Source organism: Amycolatopsis sp. 2-15, assembly GCF_030285625.1.
GTDB classification, from domain to species: Bacteria; Actinomycetota; Actinomycetes; order Mycobacteriales; family Pseudonocardiaceae; genus Amycolatopsis; species Amycolatopsis carbonis.
In genome coordinates, this window is the sequence record NZ_CP127294.1 from 8,834,338 (window position 1) to 8,851,527 (window position 17,190).

The 17,190-nt window shown below is 71.1% G+C and carries 20 protein-coding genes; 15 read left to right on the top strand and 5 right to left on the bottom strand.

Annotation, left to right across the window (positions count from 1 at the left end; translation table 11 throughout):
- The first annotated feature begins 38 nt into the window (after positions 1–38).
- Positions 39–1,394, top strand: coding sequence for a DUF2252 domain-containing protein (locus QRX50_RS43550; protein ID WP_285968911.1), 1,356 nt, complete (start codon positions 39–41; stop codon positions 1,392–1,394).
- Between the two features lie 21 nt (positions 1,395–1,415).
- Here QRX50_RS43550 and QRX50_RS43555 read toward each other — a convergent pair whose 3' ends face one another.
- Positions 1,416–2,291: an FAD-dependent oxidoreductase gene (locus QRX50_RS43555; protein WP_285968912.1), complete on the bottom strand. Its 876-nt coding sequence runs from the start codon at positions 2,289–2,291 to the stop codon at positions 1,416–1,418.
- Positions 2,292–2,392: 101 nt separating this feature from the next.
- Between QRX50_RS43555 and QRX50_RS43560 the strand changes: the two genes are divergently transcribed.
- Entirely contained in the window at positions 2,393–2,968 is a 576-nt protein-coding gene (locus QRX50_RS43560) for a phosphatase PAP2 family protein (protein WP_285968913.1), read from the top strand.
- Here QRX50_RS43560 and zapE read toward each other — a convergent pair.
- Positions 2,931–3,953 carry a cell division protein ZapE gene (zapE, locus tag QRX50_RS43565; RefSeq protein ID WP_285968914.1) on the bottom strand — a complete coding sequence of 341 codons (1,023 nt, stop codon included), beginning with the start codon at positions 3,951–3,953 and terminating at the stop codon, positions 2,931–2,933. The two genes, QRX50_RS43560 and zapE, sit on opposite strands and share 38 nt — an antisense overlap.
- A 103-nt stretch (positions 3,954–4,056) precedes the next feature.
- On the opposite strand from zapE, the gene QRX50_RS43570 reads away from it, so the two are divergent.
- The 12 genes from QRX50_RS43570 to QRX50_RS43625 all read left to right on the top strand — a co-directional run bounded on the left by QRX50_RS43570 (position 4,057) and on the right by QRX50_RS43625 (position 12,719).
- Positions 4,057–4,806: a pyrimidine reductase family protein gene (locus QRX50_RS43570; protein WP_285968915.1), complete on the top strand. Its 750-nt coding sequence runs from the start codon at positions 4,057–4,059 to the stop codon at positions 4,804–4,806.
- Complete coding sequence (locus QRX50_RS43575; RefSeq protein WP_285968916.1) at positions 4,806–5,348, top strand: RNA polymerase sigma factor; 543 nt, start codon at positions 4,806–4,808, stop codon at positions 5,346–5,348. The genes QRX50_RS43570 and QRX50_RS43575 overlap by 1 nt, the downstream gene beginning before the upstream one ends.
- Positions 5,348–5,788: a hypothetical protein gene (locus tag QRX50_RS43580; protein WP_285968917.1), complete on the top strand. Its 441-nt coding sequence runs from the start codon at positions 5,348–5,350 to the stop codon at positions 5,786–5,788. Before QRX50_RS43575 ends, QRX50_RS43580 begins: the two co-directional genes overlap by 1 nt.
- 155 nt (positions 5,789–5,943) lie before the next feature.
- Positions 5,944–6,765 carry an SAM-dependent methyltransferase gene (locus tag QRX50_RS43585; protein ID WP_434533386.1) on the top strand — a complete coding sequence of 274 codons (822 nt, stop codon included), beginning with the start codon at positions 5,944–5,946 and terminating at the stop codon, positions 6,763–6,765.
- A gap of 343 nt (positions 6,766–7,108) precedes the next feature.
- On the top strand, positions 7,109–7,561 hold the full coding sequence (locus QRX50_RS43590) for an Asp23/Gls24 family envelope stress response protein (RefSeq protein ID WP_220238398.1): 453 nt from the start codon (positions 7,109–7,111) through the stop codon (positions 7,559–7,561).
- Between the two features lie 41 nt (positions 7,562–7,602).
- Positions 7,603–7,779 carry a hypothetical protein gene (locus QRX50_RS43595; RefSeq protein ID WP_220238397.1) on the top strand — a complete coding sequence of 59 codons (177 nt, stop codon included), beginning with the start codon at positions 7,603–7,605 and terminating at the stop codon, positions 7,777–7,779.
- Positions 7,776–8,165 carry an Asp23/Gls24 family envelope stress response protein gene (locus tag QRX50_RS43600; protein ID WP_285968918.1) on the top strand — a complete coding sequence of 130 codons (390 nt, stop codon included), beginning with the start codon at positions 7,776–7,778 and terminating at the stop codon, positions 8,163–8,165. The genes QRX50_RS43595 and QRX50_RS43600 overlap by 4 nt, the downstream gene beginning before the upstream one ends.
- Positions 8,165–8,701, top strand: coding sequence for a DUF6286 domain-containing protein (locus tag QRX50_RS43605; protein WP_285968919.1), 537 nt, complete (start codon positions 8,165–8,167; stop codon positions 8,699–8,701). Before QRX50_RS43600 ends, QRX50_RS43605 begins: the two co-directional genes overlap by 1 nt.
- The gene (locus QRX50_RS43610; RefSeq protein ID WP_285968920.1) at positions 8,698–9,297 is read left to right on the top strand and encodes an alkaline shock response membrane anchor protein AmaP; all 600 of its coding nucleotides are present in this window, start codon (positions 8,698–8,700) and stop codon (positions 9,295–9,297) included. Before QRX50_RS43605 ends, QRX50_RS43610 begins: the two co-directional genes overlap by 4 nt.
- Positions 9,298–9,323: 26 nt before the next feature.
- Positions 9,324–10,403, top strand: coding sequence for an ATP-dependent DNA ligase (locus QRX50_RS43615; RefSeq protein ID WP_285968921.1), 1,080 nt, complete (start codon positions 9,324–9,326; stop codon positions 10,401–10,403).
- Positions 10,404–10,471: 68 nt separating this feature from the next.
- Positions 10,472–12,037, top strand: coding sequence for an alpha/beta hydrolase (locus QRX50_RS43620; RefSeq protein ID WP_285968922.1), 1,566 nt, complete (start codon positions 10,472–10,474; stop codon positions 12,035–12,037).
- A 13-nt stretch (positions 12,038–12,050) separates the two neighbouring features.
- Entirely contained in the window at positions 12,051–12,719 is a 669-nt protein-coding gene (locus QRX50_RS43625) for a DNA alkylation repair protein (RefSeq protein WP_285968923.1), read from the top strand.
- A gap of 1,020 nt (positions 12,720–13,739) precedes the next feature.
- On the opposite strand, the gene QRX50_RS43630 is transcribed toward QRX50_RS43625, so the two are convergent.
- Positions 13,740–13,982 carry a DUF2630 family protein gene (locus tag QRX50_RS43630; protein WP_285968924.1) on the bottom strand — a complete coding sequence of 81 codons (243 nt, stop codon included), beginning with the start codon at positions 13,980–13,982 and terminating at the stop codon, positions 13,740–13,742.
- An 86-nt stretch (positions 13,983–14,068) separates the two neighbouring features.
- Here QRX50_RS43630 and trxA point away from each other — a divergent pair, with 86 nt between their 5' ends.
- Complete coding sequence (gene trxA / locus QRX50_RS43635; protein ID WP_285968925.1) at positions 14,069–14,452, top strand: thioredoxin; 384 nt, start codon at positions 14,069–14,071, stop codon at positions 14,450–14,452.
- 91 nt (positions 14,453–14,543) lie between these two features.
- Here trxA and QRX50_RS43640 read toward each other — a convergent pair whose 3' ends face one another.
- Together QRX50_RS43640 and pruA are read right to left on the bottom strand one after the other, a co-directional pair.
- Complete coding sequence (locus QRX50_RS43640) at positions 14,544–15,473, bottom strand: proline dehydrogenase family protein (protein WP_285968926.1); 930 nt, start codon at positions 15,471–15,473, stop codon at positions 14,544–14,546.
- A 13-nt stretch (positions 15,474–15,486) separates the two neighbouring features.
- On the bottom strand, positions 15,487–17,115 hold the full coding sequence (gene pruA / locus QRX50_RS43645) for an L-glutamate gamma-semialdehyde dehydrogenase (protein WP_285968927.1): 1,629 nt from the start codon (positions 17,113–17,115) through the stop codon (positions 15,487–15,489).
- Between the last annotated feature and the right edge of the window lie 75 nt (positions 17,116–17,190).

A 17,190-nucleotide genomic window follows, 5' to 3' on the forward strand; every position in this document is an offset into this window, starting at 1 on the left:
GCGGGAGCGTTTCGCCCGGTTCGCTCGTTGGGTCCGGTATGGGACGAGGGGACTGGGTGGAACGCCCGCTGGTCGGCACGGACGACGTCGACCCGGCGCAGCTGTACGCGCGGGGCAAGACGCTGCGGGAGCGGGCGCCGGTCGAGGCGCACGACCACGCGGCGGCGGGCGCCGGCCGGCCGGGTGTGCGGGAGTACTTCGAGGCGAGCAACGCCGGGCGGCTGCCCGAGCTGGTGGAGCTGCGGCGGGAGCGGATGGCGGCGTCGCCGTTCACGTTCTTCCGCGGCGCGGCCGGGCTGATGGCGGCGGACCTCGCGGGGTCGCCGTCGTCGGGGCTCACCGCGCAGCTGTGCGGCGACGCGCACGCGGCCAACTTCGGGCTGTACGGCACGCCTGAAGGCCGGATCGTGATGGACGTCAACGACTTCGACGAAACCGCCCCCGGGCCGTGGGAGTGGGACCTCAAGCGGCTGTCGGCGAGCCTCGTGCTCGCCGGGCGCGAAGGCGGGATCGGCTCCGCGGCGTGCCGCGAAGCCGCGGAGGACGCGGTGAAGTCCTACCGGCGCACGATCCGCGCTCTGGCGGAGCTGCCGTTCCTGCAGTCGTGGAACGCGTTGCCCGACGCGTCGGCCGTTTCGCGGGCGCGCGCCGACGAGCTGATCGACGACTTCGCCGAAGCCGAGGAGAAGGCGCGCCGCAACACCAGCGCCAAGGTCGTGGCCAAGTGGACCCGCCACGTCGACGACCACGAGACCGGCCTGGCGCGCCACCGGTTCGTCGAGGACCCGCCCGTGCTCACGCACGTGGACGATGCCGCGGCCTCCTCGATCATTGCCGGGCTGGAGTCCTATGTGGACACCCTGCGCGAGTCACGGCGCACGCTCGTGTCGCGCTACCGCGTGGCCGACGTCGCGTTCCGCGTGGTCGGCACGGGCAGCGTCGGGCTGCGTAGCTACGTCGTGCTACTGCACGGCAACGAGGACGAAGACCTGGTGCTGCAAGTGAAACAGGCCCAGCCGTCGGCGCTGGCGCCGTACCTCGACGTGGCACCGGTCGAGCACGAGGGCCGCCGCATCGTCCACGGCGCCCGCCTCGTCCAAGCCGAGACCGACATCCTGCTGGGCTGGACGACGATCGACGGAATCCCGTTCGTGGTACGGCAGTTCCGCAACCTCAAGGGCGCCATCGACCCGGCCGCCCTGCGCAAGGACCACCTCGACGACTACGGCCGCCTCGCGGGCGCCCTCCTCGCCCGCGCTCACACGCGCTCGCTGCACCCGCAGCTGCTCGCCGGCTACTTCGCCGACGACGAGGACCTGGACGAGGCGATCGGCGCGTATGCGGTGCGCTACGCCGATCAGACGGAGGCGGATCACGCGGAGTTCACGAGCTGACCGCGACCGACTGACCCACACCTAGCCGACGAGTTCAGCCACATCCTCCGCACAGCCCCACGCCAGCGTGATCCCCGCGCCGCCGTGGCCGTAGCAGTGGATGACGTCGCCGGTACGTTCCAGACGCACGCTCGGACGGCCCGGGCGCAGGCCCACGCGCGTGCCGAGGACGGCGGCGTCGGCCAGGCGCGGTTCCAGGTCGCGGCACCGGCGCACGATCGCCGCCGCGACGGTGGGGTCCGGTTCGAGGTCGTTGCGGCCGATCTCTTCAGTGCCGCCGCACACGACGTGGCGGCCGTGGGGGATCACGTAGGTCAGGTCGCCGTCGGCTTCCTCCACCGACCAGGACGTGAGGCCCGGGTCGGCGAGGTGCACGACCTGGCCGCGCACCGGCACGAGGGTGTCGTCGCCCGCGAGGGTGCCCCCGGCGAGGCCGGTGGCGTTGACGACGACGTCGGCGTCGGCCAGCGAGGTGACCGTGCGGTACTCGGTCCGCACGCCCAGCGCGGCGACCTGCTCGGCCAGCCACGTCAGGTACACCGGCGTGTCCACGAGCGCCGTGGTGAAGGCGAGCACCGAACCCTCGCGCGACACGTCGGTCATCGCGGTGAGCCAGCGGGGATCGGGCACGTCTTCGGCAACACGGATCCAGCCCGGCAGGAACCGGATCCCGGGCGCCGCGAGCAGCGAGCGGTACACGCCGACGGTGGTCTCGGTCCAGCGCACCACGCGCTCGTCGGGCCGCGCCACCGGCGGGTAGATCAGCCCGCCGGCCACGGCCGACGTCGTCTCCGCCGGTTTGCCCGCCGTCACGACCGTGACGCTGTGGCCCGCCTCGGCCAGCCGGTACGCGCAGCTCAGCCCGACGACCCCGCCGCCGGCCACGGTGATCCGCATGCCGCTCCCTCCGCTCGTGCTCCCGCCCGTGATCGTGGCCGAAGCCGGGTCATCGGCGCCACCCGCCATCCGCGTAGGCTCGCTCCGGGGAGGGGAGAACCGTGAGCCGTGTTCTGGCGCTCGTCGCCGTGCTCTGTGCGCTGGCGACCGTCGCACTGGGACTCGCCTACGCGGGCGGGCACTCCCCCGGCGCGCTCGACGCGTGGGCCGCGCAAGCGATCGCCGGCCTGGGCCACACCACGCTGAACGTGCTCGTGCTGCCGACCGAGCCGTACGTGCTGATCCCGGCCATCGTGGTCATCGCCGGCACCTGCCTGTACCTGCGCCGCCGTACCGACGCGCTGCTGGCCGCCGCGGGCCCGGCGCTCGCCGTCGCGCTGAACACCTGGGTGCTCAAACCGCTGTTCGACCGCTGGAAGAACGACATCCTCGTCTACCCCAGCGGCCACACGGTGAGCCTGGTGACGGTGCTCGTCGTGCTGGTCCTGCTGGCGCGCCCGAAGGTGGTCACCGTCGTGCTCGGCGTGGTTCTCCTGTGCTGCGCGGCGATCGGCATGATCGGCCTCGGCTACCACTACCTCACGGACATCGTCGGCGGCACGTTCTTCGCCACCGCCGTCGTGACCGGCCTGCGGGCCGTCACACCGCGTCGCGTGCCAGCGCCGTCAGCCGGCTGACCGCGCGCAGGTACTTCTTGCGGTAGCCGCCGTTCACCATCTCCTCGGTGAACAGCTCCGGCAGCGGCACGCCCGACACCACCACGGGGATCGCGCGGTCGTAGAGCCGGTCGGCGAACGCCACGAGCCGCAGCCCCACGTTCTGGTCCGGCGCCGGCGTCACGTGCTTGAGGTGCACGCGCCGCACGCCGTCGAGCAGCTTGCCGTAGCGCGACGGGTGCAGCTTCGCCAAGTGCGCCACGAGCGCGTCGAATTCGTCCACAGTGGACCCCTCGTGCGCGGCGGCCGACGCGTCGAGCTCCTCGTCGCTCACCGGCGGCGGCGCGTCGGGCAAGCCGCGGTGGCGGTAGTCCGGCCCGTCCACGCGCACCACTTCGAAGCGGCGCGAGAGCGCCTGGATCTCGCGCAGGAAGTCCTCGGCGGCGAAGCGGCCCTCGCCGAGCTTGTCGGGCAGCGTGTTGGACGTCGCGGCGATGTACACGCCCGCGTCGGTGAGCTCCTGAAGCAGCCGGCTCACGAGTGTGGTGTCGCCGGGGTCGTCGAGCTCGAACTCGTCGATCGCGAGCAGCCGGTGCTCCGACAGGCGCCGCACGGCCTCGGCGAACCCGAGCGCGCCGACGAGGTGCGTGAGTTCCACAAAGGTGCCGTACGCCTTGGGCGAAGGCGCGTCGTGCCAGGCCGACGCGAGCAGGTGGGTCTTGCCCACGCCGAACCCGCCGTCGAGGTAGAGGCCCATCGGCCCGGCCGGGGCGGCCTCGCCGCCGCCGAAGAGCGAACGCAGGCGCGACTTCTTCGCCGGCCGGTCCCCGATGCGCCCGGCGAACGCCGAACACGACTTCACGGCCGCGGCCTGGCTCGGCTCGTCGGGGTTCGGGAGGTACGTGGAGAACCGAGCCTCGCCGAACCGCGGCGGCGGCACCAGCGAGGAGATCAGCTCGTCGGCCCCGAGCTCGGGAAACCGGTCCGTCAGGGCAGCTGGGGGCATGGCTGCAGAGCCTAGCCAGCGCCCACGTGGGGCCGGTCCGGGTGTCCGCACCCGCGTATCCCCCGGTCGGGGCGGGGTCGGTGCCCGTGCTGGGATAGCGGACGTGCGGAGCGTGTGGCCACCATCACCGGGCGGGACCGGGCCCTTGTCCGACGAGGATCTGGAGCGCGTCTACGGCTACCCCGAAGACCTGACCGGCCCGTTCGTGCAGGTCAACTTCGTGGCGTCGGCCGACGGCGCGGTGGCCGTGGATGAGCTGTCGAAGGGCCTTTCGCACCCGGCCGACCGCCGTGTGTTCCTGCTCGCCCGCGACCTCGCCGACGTGATCCTCGTCGGCGCCGGCACCGCGCGCGCCGAGAACTACCGCGGGGCCCGGACCAACGCGGTGCGTTCGGCCCGGCGCGCGCGGCTGGGCCTGGCGCCGGTGCCGCCCATCGCCGTCGTCACGCGCACGGGTGCACTTGATCCGGCGGGCCCGTTGTTCACGGACTCGCACGTGCCGCCGTTGGTCGTCACCACTTCGCGCGCCGACACCGCGGCGGTGCGGGAAGCCGGCGCCGAAGTGCTCGTGGCCGGTGACGAAGACGTGGATCTGCCGCGAGCGCTGGCGATGCTGGCCGAACGCGGCCTGCGGCGCGTGGACTGCGAAGGCGGGCCTGCGTTGTTCGCGGCGATGATCGCGGCCGGCCTCGTCGACCAGCTCAACCTCACCGTCGCCCCGCTGCTCGTCGGCGGCGACGCGGGCCGGATCGCGGCGGGACCGGCCGCGCGGCCGCCGCGCCGGATGGAGCTCGCGTCGATCCTCGTGGACGACGGCTTCACCCTGCTGCGCTACCGGCGGGGCAGCGGCTGATGGCCGACAGCGAGGCCCTCGTCGCGGCCGCGGCGGCGGGTGACCACGCCGCGTTCGACGCGCTGGTGCGCCGGCACACGCCGATGATGTACCGCGTCGCGCTGCGGATCACCGGCCGTCCGGCCGAAGCCGAGGACGTGGTGCAGGAGGCGTGGCTGGCCGCGTGGCGGTCGCTCGCGACGTTCCGCCACGAGTCGGCGGTGTCCACGTGGCTCTACCGCGTGGTCACCAACGGCGCCCTCGACCTGCTGCGCCGCCATCGCCCCACCGTGTCGATCGAAAGCGTGTCGATCGCCGAGGCGCCGGGCCTCGTCGCCGACGGCACACCCGAACGCCAGGTCGTGCACGCCGAGCAGGTGGACGCCGTGCTGCGGGCGATCGCCCGGCTCGACGTGGCGCAGCGCGTGCCGCTGGTGCTGCGCGAACTCGAGGGGCTCAGCTACGAAGAAGTGGCCGAAGTGCTCGAAGTCGGGGTCCCGGCCTTGCGCTCGCGCCTGCACCGGGCCAGGGTGGCGCTGCTCGGCCAGCTGAGGGAGCGGTGATGACGGACGAGGGCGCCGGCGGCCCGGAGGACCCCGAACGGGATCCTCGCTGGGACCTCGTGCGCGCCACCGCCCGCCGCCACGTCGCGACGCCGCCCGGCCTGGTCGACCGCGTGCTCCGCTCACTGACCGTGGTCCGCCAGGGCCCACCGCTCCAGCTGCCCGGTGACGACGGCGTGCTGACCGTTTCGGCAGCCGCGTTGCTCCGCCTGGCCGGCACCGTGGCCGCCGATCAGGCCGAAGACGTCGACGGGGTCACGATTTCCGCCGTCGCCCTGGCCGACGGCGAGCTGCAGATCCTGGCCACGATCCGGTTCGGCGTGATCGCCGACGAAGCCGCGCGCGTGCTGCAGCACTGCCTGACCACAGAGCTCACCCGGCTGCTGCGGGCGCGGCCGCCGCGGGTCAACGTCCACGTCGTCGACGTGCGTCCCGGCTGAAGAACCCGCCCTCACCGGCCAAGCGGAGCAACCCCGCGCGGTCGGCTTTCGGCCCTGGACCTGGTGGCGCTACCCTCGGTGCCGCGTCAGTCACAGTGTCTTGCCTGTCTCGCTATCAGGAGGATCGCGTGGTGCTCGAATCGGACAACACCCCCGTGGGAGTGGACCCGACCCGAGCGTTCGTCGCGCGTGTGTACGACTACCTGCTGGGCGGCAAGGACAACTTCGACGTCGACCGCCACGAGGCCGAGCGGATCATCGCCGCGATGCCGGAGGTACCCGACGTCGCCTGGGAGAACCGCAACTTCCTGACCCGGGTGTGCCGCTTCCTCGCGAACAACACCGAGGTGCGCCAGTTCCTCGACTGCGGCTCGGGCCTGCCGACCGCCGAGAACGTGCACCAGGTGGTGCAGCGCTTCCACCCCGAGGCGAAGGTCGTCTACATCGACTACGACCCGGTCGTGGCCGCCCACGGACGCGCGCTGCTGGAGGAGAACAACAACACGAAGTTCGTGCAGGCCGACATCTTCGAGCCCGAAACCATCCTCGACAACCCCGAGGTGCTCGGCGCGCTCGACTGGTCGCAGCCGATCGCGCTGCTGTTCGTGGCCGCACTGCACCACTACACGGGCGACCGGAGCCGGCCGGCCGAGGTGACCAAGCAGTTCATCGACCGCCTGCCGCCGGGCTCGTTCGTGGTGATCAGCCACGTGCTCGACCCGGACGACGGCTCCGAGTACGACTCCACGCTGCAGGCGACCCTCGAGGTCATCCGCCGCGGCTCCATGCGCGACATCACCGCGCGCACCAAGACCGAGATCCGCGAGCTGTTCCACGAGCTGGAGATCATCCCGTCCGGCGCCGCCGGCGACGCCGACGTCGTGCCCGTGGCCGAGTGGTGGCCCGACGGCCCGCGGTTCACGAAGGCGACGATCGCGCAGCAGATCATCGCGGGCGGCGTGGCGCGCAAGCTCTGAATCTCTGAGGCCGCACCTCCTGGCGGCCACGGTCGTTTCCTCGCGCAGTCCGCTGCGCGGTTCCACTCGGAGCCCAAGTGTGGCCGCCGGCAGCGATGTCGTCCTCGGCGTCGGCCACCAGTCGCGCCCAGCCGGCGCAGCAAAATTTCCGACTCACCCGGCCGCGTCCACACCGCGGCCACGGTCGTTTCCTCGCACCGAACCGACCGCTCACCGGGTCGAACTCACCCGTCCGAGTGACCCGCCGTGAGCTTTTCCCCGGTTCGGACATCGTAGGAGTGGGCAAGCTTCCGGCGCCGACACCAGCGGCGCCGTCCCCCACCGACAGCGAGGAGCGAACTCCATGGTGCAGCCGAGCCCCCGCCGGACCGATGTTCCGGGAACCGCGATCACCACGCCGCTCAACGAGGAGGGGTCCGCGGGCCGGACCACGATCTCGTCGCTGGTGGTGCAGAAGGTCGCCGGGCTCGCGGCGCGCGAGATCGCCGGTGTCCACGCGCTGGGCGGCGGGGTGTCCCGCGCGTTCGGCGCGTTGAAGGAGCGGATCCCCGGCTCCGGCACGACGTCCACCGCCGGCGTCGCCGTCGAGGTGGGCGAGAAGCAGACGGCGATCGACCTCGACCTGGTCGTGGAGTACGGCGCGCGGATCGTCGAGGTGTCGCGAGCCGTGCGGCGCAACGTGATCGAGGCCGTGGAGCAGATCACCGCGCTCGAGGTGATCGAGGTGAACATCGCGGTCAACGACGTCCACCTGCCCGACGAGGACGACGAACCCGAGTCCTCCCGCGTCGAGTAGCACTGCATAGCTCTCCGATTAGCCAGCACCAGGAGGAAACGTTGAACGCAACGCAGACCGGGATCCTCGCCGGACTGATTCTCGGCCTCGCCGCAACCCAGGGGTTCACCGCCTTCCTGGTCACGTTCGCCGTGGGGGTCGTGGGGCTGGTCATCGGCCGCGTCGTCGACGGTGAGCTCGACCTCGGCGACCTCTTCGGCCGGGGCCGCGACAAGTGACCGGCCGGCCGCTCCAGGTCGACCTGCCCCGCGGCGACCTGGCCGAACCCGAGGAGCGCGGCAGCCTGAGCATCGCGCACGCGGTGGTGCGCAAGGTCGCGCAGCACGCCGCGGACCTCGTGCCCGGCACCGTGCAGACCGAACGCCGCGTCGCCGGCCTCACGCGCGGCCGCTCGGGGGCGAGCGCGAAGGTCGGCGGCGAGGACAACGACGTGGACCTGGTGCTGGAGCTGGCATTGCAGTACCCGGCGCCGGTCCGGACCGTGACGGGTGACGTGCGTGCGAAAGTGACCGAGGAGGTCGAGCGAATCACGGCGTATCACGTGCGCTCGATCGCGGTGACGGTTTCCGCGCTGCTGCCCGACGTCCGGCCGCGGGTGCACTGATGCGGTTCCTCGTGCGGTTCCTGTCCACTGTGCTCGGTCTGGCCGTCGCGGCCGGCGGGGCCCTGCTCGCGATCGAGGTCGGGTGGCGCTCGTGGCAGCCGGGCCGCGCGCCGCTGATCGTGCCGTGGGAACGCTGGCGCGAAGACCTCGCCGGGCTGCCGTGGACCAGCACGTCCGTGCGGGTCACAGCGGTGATCGTGCTCGTGGCCGGGCTGCTGTTCGTGCTGTTCGCCCTCACCGCGGGCAGCCGCGCCGTGCGGATGACCGACCCGGCCGACGGGATCTGCGTGAGCACGTCGCCGCGGGCGCTCGCGCGCCTGGTCGGGCTCGCCGTGCGCGCGCAGGCCAACGTCACCGGCGCGAGTGTGACCGCAAGCGCCCGGAAGGTGCGCGTGCGCGCCACCAGCCGGCTGGAGAACGAGGACCAGCTGCGGCCGCGGCTGCTGGAGACCGTCGCGACGGTGCTGGACGACGTCCCGCTCGAACGCCGGCCGAAGGTGTCCGTGGTCGTCGACTCACCGAAGGACCGCCGATGAGCCGCTCCACCGCCCGCCGCGCCCTGGGCCGTTCACACAGCGCCGAACGCACGCTGACGCTCCTGACCGGTCTGGTCGCGGTCCTCGCGGGCGCGGCCGCCCTCGTGGTCGGGCAGGGTTGGCTCGGCGAGTTCCGCGCGCAGCGGCCGCTGCTCGACCCGATGGCCGTGAGCTGGCTGGCCGGGCACCAGCTGTACGCGCGGATCGGCGCCGTCGTGCTCGGTGTGCTGCTGTTCGTGCTGGGGCTGTGGTGGTTCTTCCGCTCGCTGCGCCCCGAACGCCGTCCCGACCTGGCGCTCGACGAGACACCGGGCGCCGAGCTCACGGTGACCGCCGACGCGCTCGCGGGCGCGGTGCAGACCGACGCCGAGGCCATCGCCGGCGTCACCCGGGCGAGGGCGCGCGCGGTCGGCACGTCGGCCGAGCCGGCGCTGCGCGTGACGCTGTGGCTGAGCGAAGGCACCGACGTCCGGCGCATCTGGACCGACCTCGACACGTACGTGCTCACCCGCGCCCGCGAGGCGCTCGGGCTCGACTCGCTGCCCACGGCCGTGCGGCTCGAACTCGACACGACGGGCCCGGCACGCGTGCGCTGACCGCGCGTTTCGCACAGAATGCCCGCATGGCCCTCCCCGTGCAGGCTCCGATCAAGCCCATGCTCGCCAAACCGGCGAAGGCGATCCCCGACTCCGGCGGGCTGCTGTTCGAGCCCAAGTGGGACGGGTTCCGCTGCCTGGTCTTCCGCGACGGCGACGAGCTCACCCTGCAGTCGCGCGCCGAAAAGCCGCTCAACCGCTACTTCCCCGAAGTTGTGGAGCGGCTGCTGGCGACGCTGCCCGAGCAGGTCGTTCTCGACGGCGAGCTGGTCGTGGGCCGCGGCGGCAAGCTCGACTTCGACGCGCTGACCGAGCGCATCCACCCGGCCGACTCCCGCGTGCAGCTGCTGGCGAAGGAGACGCCCGCGGAGTTCGTGGCGTTCGACGTGCTCGCGCTGGGCTCGGAGTCCTTCGTGGACGAACCGACGTCGGCGCGGCGCGCGCGGCTGGAAGGCATCGCGGGCGAGGGCGTGCACTTGACGCCGGCCACGACCGATCCGGACACCGCGCGGCACTGGTTCGAGCTGTTCGAGGGCGCCGGGCTCGACGGCGTGATCGGCAAGCCGCTCGACGAGCCGTACTCGCCGGGCAAGCGCGTGCTGTTCAAGTACAAGCACTCCCGCACGGCGGACTGCGTGTTGGCCGGACTGCGCTGGCACGTCGACGGCGAGCCGGGTGAGGCCGTCGGATCGTTCCTGCTCGGGCTGTACGACCCCGAAGGGCTGCTGCACCACGTCGGCGTGGTCGGGTCGTTCCCGGTCAAGCGGCGCCGAGAGCTGGCCGAGGAGCTGGCCCCGCTGATCACCGACGGCGAGGGCCACCCGTGGGTGGGCGACGCCGTACGCGAGGGCCAGCGGATCCCCGGCGGCATCACGCGCTGGCGCTCGACCGAGCACGAATGGGTGCCGCTGAAGCTGGAGCGCGTGGTCGAGGTCGGCTACGAGCACACCGAGGGCGGCGAGCCCGCGCGGTTCCGGCACACCGCGCAGTTCAAGCGGTGGCGCCCGGACCGCGAACCGGCGTCGTGCGGCTACGCGCAGCTGGACGAACCCGCGCGGTACGACCTGTCGGCCGTGTTCCGCGGCGAGGTCGTGCGGACCCGCTAACTTCCGCGTCACACCCGGCGTGCCAAGCTCGTCGGACAGCTCCATCGACACCACGTGAGGATCAGCCCGTGCGCCGCCGTTCCACCAGCCGCCCCCGTCTGCGTGCCCTGGTGGCGGTGCTCGTGGGTGCGTTGACCGTCGCGGGCTGCACCACGGGCCCGTCGGTGCGCCCGGCCGTGGTGGACAACGACGGTCAGGTCACCCAGCCGCCCGCGTCGAGCGCCGCGCCCGTGCCGTTGCCGCCCCTCGCGCAACCGCAGTCGCCCAGCCTGCGCTGGACCGACTGCGACGAGGACACCCGCCAGCGCATGGGCTCCCCCGCCGCGCCGGACTCGCTGCACTTCACGTGCGCGCGCCTGACCAGCCCGCTCGACGCGCCCGACGACACACAGCACCTGCTCGCCCGCATCCTCGTACTCAAGGCCGGCGACGGCCCGATCCCTCTGGTGGTCGTGAACGACGTCGGCGGCGAACCCGGCTCCGTCTTCGCCGCGCGCCTGGCCTCGCAGCTGCCCCCCGCGTTCCTGCAGAAGTTCTCGCTGATCGGCGTCGACCGCCGCGGCACCGGACTCTCGGGCGGCGTGCAGTGCGTGCCCCCGGAGGCCCGCGAAGCCCTGCTCGGCGCCGACCCGGCCCAGGGCGACCTCACCGACGTCCTCGACGCGTCCCGCCGCGCCGGCCAGCAGTGCGCCATCGACCTCGACACGGCCCAAACGGCGCTGGACAGCTGGCGCACCGCGGGTGATCTGGAGGAGCTGCGGACCCAGCTCGGCGTGCCGCACCTCAACGCCCTCGGCCGGGGTGATGGCTCGAAGGTGCTGTCGGAGTACGCCGTGCGCTATCCGGCGCAGGTCGGGCGCATGGTTCTGGACGGCTTGCCTGACCCTGGTCAGGACCGTGCTGCAGTGCTGGACGCAGTCGCTGCGGGTGCGCAGGCGACGTTGGATGCGTTCGGGGCCGATTGCGCGGCTCGTGGATGCGCGATGGGTGATCCGAAGGCGGCGCTGAAAGCCGTGACCGATCGGTTGCGCACTGCGCCGGAGACGACCCCGGATGGGGTCACCGTGACTCCCGGTATCGCGACTTATGCGGTGTACCTGGGGTTGGCCGACCGGACGCGGTGGCCGGCGCTTGCCGATGCGCTGGCCGCGGCCAAGTCCGGTGATGTGACTGCCTTGGAGTCGTTCGCGGATCCGGTGATCGTGGATGCGCAGGGGCGCACGTCGCGGATCGGTGGCGTGATGGCGACCCGGTGCAATGACGCGGCTACGCGGTTGCCTGCTGACCAGATCAACAAGGTCGACGAGGGGATGCGGACGAAGTATCCGCAGTTCGGGTCGGCCGTGGCGCAGGAGCTGGCGTGGTGTGGGGCTTGGCCGGTGCGGCGGGAGCCGTTGCCTGCCGCTGGTGCGCCCGGGGCTCCGCCGATTCTGGTTGCCGCGACGGCTGCTGATCCGGTGACGCCGGAGATCGGGACCACGCGCGCTGCGGATCAGATGCCTAGTGCGGTGACGGTTTCGTGGCAGGGGGCCGGGCATGGGGCTGTGGGACAGTCGCCGTGTGTGACGTCGGCCGTTCAGGCGTTTTTGATCGATGGGAAGGTTCCTACCGACGGGACTCTGTGCCCGGCTTGACAGGGGGTTCGGTGTGACCGGCAATGCTGTGGCCGAGGTGCTGGCCGAACTGGCCGCCCTGGAGGACCCGAGGTCTCGTGCGGTGAACGAGAAGCACGGTGATGACCACGCGGTGAATCTGAGCAAGTTGCGTGCGCTGGCGAAGAGGTTGAAGCCGCAACATGAGCTTGCTGGTGAGCTCTGGGGTACGGATCTGACGGATGCCAAGTTGCTTGCCATCTTGATCTGTCGGCCGAAGTTGTTCGAGCGTGGTGAGTTGGATGCCATGTTGCGTGAGGCTCGGACGCCTAAGGTGCAGGACTGGCTGGTGGGGTATGTGGTGAAGAAGAGCCCCCATGTCGAGGAGTTGCGGGTTGCTTGGTTCGGTGATTCGGATCCAGTTGTGGCCAGTGCTGGGTGGGCGTTGACTACTGATCGGGTTGTGAAGGCTTCTGATGGGCTGGATCTGGGTGGGTTGCTTGATCTCATCGAGGGTGAGATGAAGGATGCCCCTGAGCGGTTGCAGTGGGCGATGAATCATTGTCTTGCTGAGGTTGGGATTAGGTATCCGGAGTTGCGGGAGCGTGCGGTGGGCATTGGGGAGAGGTTGGGGGTCTTGAAGGATTATCCGACGCCGGCTAACTGTACGTCGCCGTATGCGCCGGTTTGGATTGCCGAGATGGTTTCGCGTCGATTGAAGTAGTACGGCTCGGCGCGCGGGGCGCACCATTGCCGGATATACGGGGTCGGTGGTGGGGCACCCCGATTTTTGATTGTCACGACGGTAGAGATCGGCTTGTCAAGGCGGGAAAGAGTACCTTGACAAGCCGATCTCTACCGTGTTGAGGAAAAGAATCGGGCCGGCCGGCCGGGGGAAGGTTGCGGGAGGGGTGGGGAGAGGTTCAGGTGCGTTGCCGGTGGGAGTTGGGTGGGGGCAAGAGAACGCCGCGGCGAGTTGGGTGGTGAGGTGCGTTGCCGGGTGACCGTTGGCGAGCCACAAGGACGCGCGGAGGTGGGTGCGCGCCGGGTGATGCGGGCGGGTGGCGGCTGGCGAGCGGCAAGAGCACGGGGAGTGTGAGTGGGGCGGCGAGTTGCGTTGCCGGGCGGGGGTTGGCTGGGGCGAGAGCACTCGCAGGCCGGTCGCAAGCTGAGGCGAGGCAGCGGTCGGCGGCTGGAGAGTCACACGAGAGCGCGGAAGCGGGTCGCGTGCTGCCGCGGCGCAGGCGGGCGGCGGCCGGGTAGCGGCAAAGCGCCCCAATGCGGCGTTCGGTGCATTGAGCGCAACGAACGCCGCATTGGGGCGCAGGTTGTAGGACTCTGAGTCAGCGTCTGGGATTGGGCCTTGCCCAGCCGAAAGGGCGCCGCCTGCAGGAGTGGCGAAACCACTCACACTTGGGCAAACCGGGACCACCTGAGCAGCCAGCGATTTCAAACCCACAAACCCACCCGAATTACGCCGCCCTTGCCACCACTCAACCCCCACCCGGCAACACAACTCACCACCCCACTATCCCCTCCCCGCAACCTTCCCCCGGCCGGCCCCCCGATTCTTTTCCACAACACGGTCCGGGTCGGTTTGTCAAGGTACTCTTTCCCGCCTTGGCAAACCGACCCGGACCGTAGTGACAATCATTAATCGGGGTGCCCCACCACCCACCCCTATATCCGGCAATGGTGCGCCCCGCGCGCCGAGCCGGCCAAACAAGAACAAAACACAAAAACCCTACTGCCGATACCCCTCAACCTCGCCCACCGGCCGCACCTTCGCGTCATCCGGGTTCTCATGGAACTCCACCCGCGCGCGTCGCTGCCGCAGCAGGTCCCAGCACTGGTCGAGCTCCTGCTCGACCGTCGTCAGCTTCGCCTGGTCGTCGCCCGACAACCCGGTACCGACCGACCGCGAGCGCAGCTGGTGCTCCTCCGCGATCAGTTCGTCGATCCGGCCCAGGATCTCGCCATTCGCCATGGGTGTCCTCCTCACCTCGTACTACCGGCCCATGACGCTACCCGCCGCCGGGGAATTCCCGCCCGGCGCCGTCCGTTGAGCACAGCATGAGCACCGTTGAGCTGACCACCGCCAACTTCGACCAGACCGTGACCGACAACGAGTTCGTCCTGATCGACTTCTGGGCGAGCTGGTGCGGGCCGTGTCGCCAGTTCGCGCCGGTGTATGACAAGTCGTCGGAGAAGCACTCCGACATCGTCTTCGCCAAGGTCGACACGGAGGCCGAGCAGCAGCTCGCCGCCGCGTTCGACATCCGCTCCATCCCGACGCTCGCCGTGATCCGCGACAAGACGCTGATCTACGCGCAGCCGGGCGCGCTGCCGGAGTCGGCGCTGGAGGACCTCATCCGCCAGGCCCGTGAGGTCGACATGGACGAGGTCAAGAAGGCCGCCGCCGAGCAGGCCGAGCAGGCCACCCAGGAGCAGGCCTGACGCACCACCCCGGAGCAGGGGCCGACCAACGACGAAGGCCCCCTCAACCACCGATGACGTGGTCGAGGGGGCCTTCGCATGTTCTCGGCGCTCAGGATCGGGTGATGAGCCCCCGCAGGAAAAACGCCAGGTTGGCCGGACGCTCGGCGAGCCGGCGCATGAAGTAGCCGTACCACTCGTCGCCGCACGGCACGTACACGCGCATGGTGCGCCCCTCGGCCGCGAGCTTCTTCTGCTCCTCCGGGCGAATGCCGTAGAGCATCTGGAACTCGTGGTCGCCGGGCTTGCGGCCGTTGTCGGCGGCCAGGCGCCGGGCGATGGCGATCATCCGCGGGTCGTGCGAGGCCACCATCGGGTAGCCCTCGCCCGCCATCAGCACGCGCAGGCAGCGCACGTAGGACTTGTCGACCTCGGCCTTGTCCTGGAAGGCGACCTCCTCGGGCTCCGCGTAGGCGCCCTTGCACAGCCGCACGCGCGACCCCGGGCCGGACAGCTCGCGGCAGTCCTGCTCGGTGCGCTTGAGGTAGGCCTGCAGCACCGCACCCACCCACGGGTACTCGCCCCGCAGCTCCCGCAGGATCTGCAGCGTCGAGTCCGTGGTGGTGTGGTCCTCCATGTCGAGCGTCACCGTCGCGCCGACGGCCTCGGCCGCCGCGCAGATCTTCCGCGCGTTCTCCAGCGCCACACCCTCGCCGTCGCCGGGCAGAAACTGCCCGACAGCCGAGAGCTTCACCGAGACGTCCGCGCCGGCGGCGAGGCCCTGGTCGGCGAGCGCCGAGAGCAGTTCCTCGTACGCCCGCACAGTGCCGGCCGCCTGCGTGGCGTCGGTCGTGTCCTCGCCGAGGTGGTCGATGGTGATCGACCGGCCGTCGGCAGCCAGCTCCCGCGCGGCGCGCACGGCGTCGGCGGTCGTGGACCCGGAGACGAAGCGGCGCACGACGGATCGCGTCGCGGGCACGGCTTCGATCAGCGCACGCATCCGCTTCGATCGAGCAGCGGCGAGCAACGGGGCACGAAGCATGGCGGTCTCTCCCTCAGCCCTGGTGCGGGTAGCGCACGGTGGTCGGCGGCACGAACGTCTCCTTGATCGAGCGCGGGCTCGTCCAGCGGAGCAGGTTGAAGACCGAGCCGGCCTTGTCGTTGGTGCCCGAAGCACGGGCCCCGCCGAACGGCTGCTGCCCGACAACGGCGCCGGTCGGCTTGTCGTTGACGTAGAAGTTGCCCGCCGTGTAGCGCAGCGCCTGCGAGGCCTTGGCGACCGCGGTGCGGTCGTTGGCGATCACGGAACCGGTGAGCGCGTAGGCCGCCGTCTCGTCGATGACCTTCAGCATCTCGTCGAACTGCGCGTCCTCGTACACGTGGACCGACAGGATCGGGCCGAAGTACTCGGTGCTGAAGATCTCGTGCTTCGGGTTGCCCGACACGAGGATCGTCGGCTGCACGAAGTAGCCCACGCTGTCGTCGGCGGTGCCGCCGGTGAGGATCTCCACCTCGGCGTCGCCCTTCACGCGCTCGAACAGCGACGCGTGCTTGTCGAACGCACGGCGGTCGATCACGGCGCCACCGAAGTGCGACAGGTCGCTGACGTCGCCGTAGGTGATGGCCTCGGTCTCGCTGACCAGGCCGTCCTTCAGCTGCTCCCACAGGCTGCGCGGCACGTACGCACGCGAAGCGGCGGAGCACTTCTGGCCCTGGTACTCGAAGGCGCCGCGGACCAGCGCGGTGCGCAGCACGTCGAGGTCGGCCGACGGGTGCGCGAGCACGAAGTCCTTGCCGCCGGTCTCGCCGACGAGCCGCGGGTAGCCGCGGTAACCGGCGATGTTCGCGCCGACGGTGCTCCACAGGTGCTGGAACGTCGGCGTGGAACCAGTGAAGTGGATGCCCGCGAGGTCGCGGTGCGTGAGCGCCACCTCGGACACGGCCTTGCCGTCACCGGGCAGCAGGTTGATCACGCCCGGCGGCAGGCCGGCCTCTTCGAGCACCCGCATCGTCAGGTGCGCGGCGAAGCTCTGCGTCGGCGAGGGCTTCCACAGCACGGTGTTGCCCATCAGCGCGGGCGCGGTGGGCAGGTTGCCGGCGATCGCGGTGAAGTTGAACGGCGTGATCGCGTAGACGAAGCCCTCGAGCGGGCGGTGCTCCATGCGGTTCCACACGCCGGGCGAGCTGGCGGGCTGCTCGGCGAGGATGCGGCGGCCGAACTCGACGTTGAAGCGCCAGAAGTCGGCCAGCTCGCACGCGGCGTCGATCTCGGCCTGCGTCGCGGTCTTCGACTGGCCGAGCATGGTGGCGGCGTTGAGCGTGGCGCGCCACGGGCCGGTGAGCAGGTCGGCGGCGCGCAGCAGCACGGCTGCGCGGTCGTCGAACGACAGCGCGCGCCACTCCGGCGCGGCCTTGCCGGCGGCCGCGATGGCGTCGCGGGTGTCTTCCTTCGACGCGCTGGAGATGGTGCCGAGAACGTGGCCGTGGTTGTGCGGCTCGACGACGTCGATCTTCTCGCCGCCCCCGGCGCGCTGCTCGCCGCCGACGGTCACGGTCAGGTCGACCGGACCGGCCTGACCCAGTTTCTTCAGCGCCCCTTCCAGCTCGGCGCGCTCGGCGCTGCCCGGTGCGTAGGTGTACACCGGCTCGTTCTTCGGGGTGGGTGTCTGGGTCACGGCGTCCACGGCGGCTCCCTCTGGTCTTTCTTCTGCAGTGCTTCTAGGTACTGGTGCTCTGTACTGCTGGGATGCCCGAACGGT

What these genes read in the sequence shown, in the direction of transcription:
- QRX50_RS43550 (WP_285968911.1), top strand. Translation starts at nt 39, where the DNA reads ATGGGACGAGGGGACTGGGTGGAACGCCCGCTGGTCGGCACGGACGAC.
- QRX50_RS43555 (WP_285968912.1), bottom strand. Translation starts at nt 2,291, where the DNA reads ATGCGGATCACCGTGGCCGGCGGCGGGGTCGTCGGGCTGAGCTGCGCG.
- zapE (WP_285968914.1), bottom strand. Translation starts at nt 3,953, where the DNA reads ATGCCCCCAGCTGCCCTGACGGACCGGTTTCCCGAGCTCGGGGCCGAC.
- QRX50_RS43575 (WP_285968916.1), top strand. Translation starts at nt 4,806, where the DNA reads ATGGCCGACAGCGAGGCCCTCGTCGCGGCCGCGGCGGCGGGTGACCAC.
- QRX50_RS43580 (WP_285968917.1), top strand. Translation starts at nt 5,348, where the DNA reads ATGACGGACGAGGGCGCCGGCGGCCCGGAGGACCCCGAACGGGATCCT.
- QRX50_RS43590 (WP_220238398.1), top strand. Translation starts at nt 7,109, where the DNA reads ATGGTGCAGCCGAGCCCCCGCCGGACCGATGTTCCGGGAACCGCGATC.
- QRX50_RS43605 (WP_285968919.1), top strand. Translation starts at nt 8,165, where the DNA reads ATGCGGTTCCTCGTGCGGTTCCTGTCCACTGTGCTCGGTCTGGCCGTC.
- QRX50_RS43610 (WP_285968920.1), top strand. Translation starts at nt 8,698, where the DNA reads ATGAGCCGCTCCACCGCCCGCCGCGCCCTGGGCCGTTCACACAGCGCC.
- QRX50_RS43615 (WP_285968921.1), top strand. Translation starts at nt 9,324, where the DNA reads ATGGCCCTCCCCGTGCAGGCTCCGATCAAGCCCATGCTCGCCAAACCG.
- QRX50_RS43630 (WP_285968924.1), bottom strand. Translation starts at nt 13,982, where the DNA reads ATGGCGAATGGCGAGATCCTGGGCCGGATCGACGAACTGATCGCGGAG.
- trxA (WP_285968925.1), top strand. Translation starts at nt 14,069, where the DNA reads ATGAGCACCGTTGAGCTGACCACCGCCAACTTCGACCAGACCGTGACC.
- QRX50_RS43640 (WP_285968926.1), bottom strand. Translation starts at nt 15,473, where the DNA reads ATGCTTCGTGCCCCGTTGCTCGCCGCTGCTCGATCGAAGCGGATGCGT.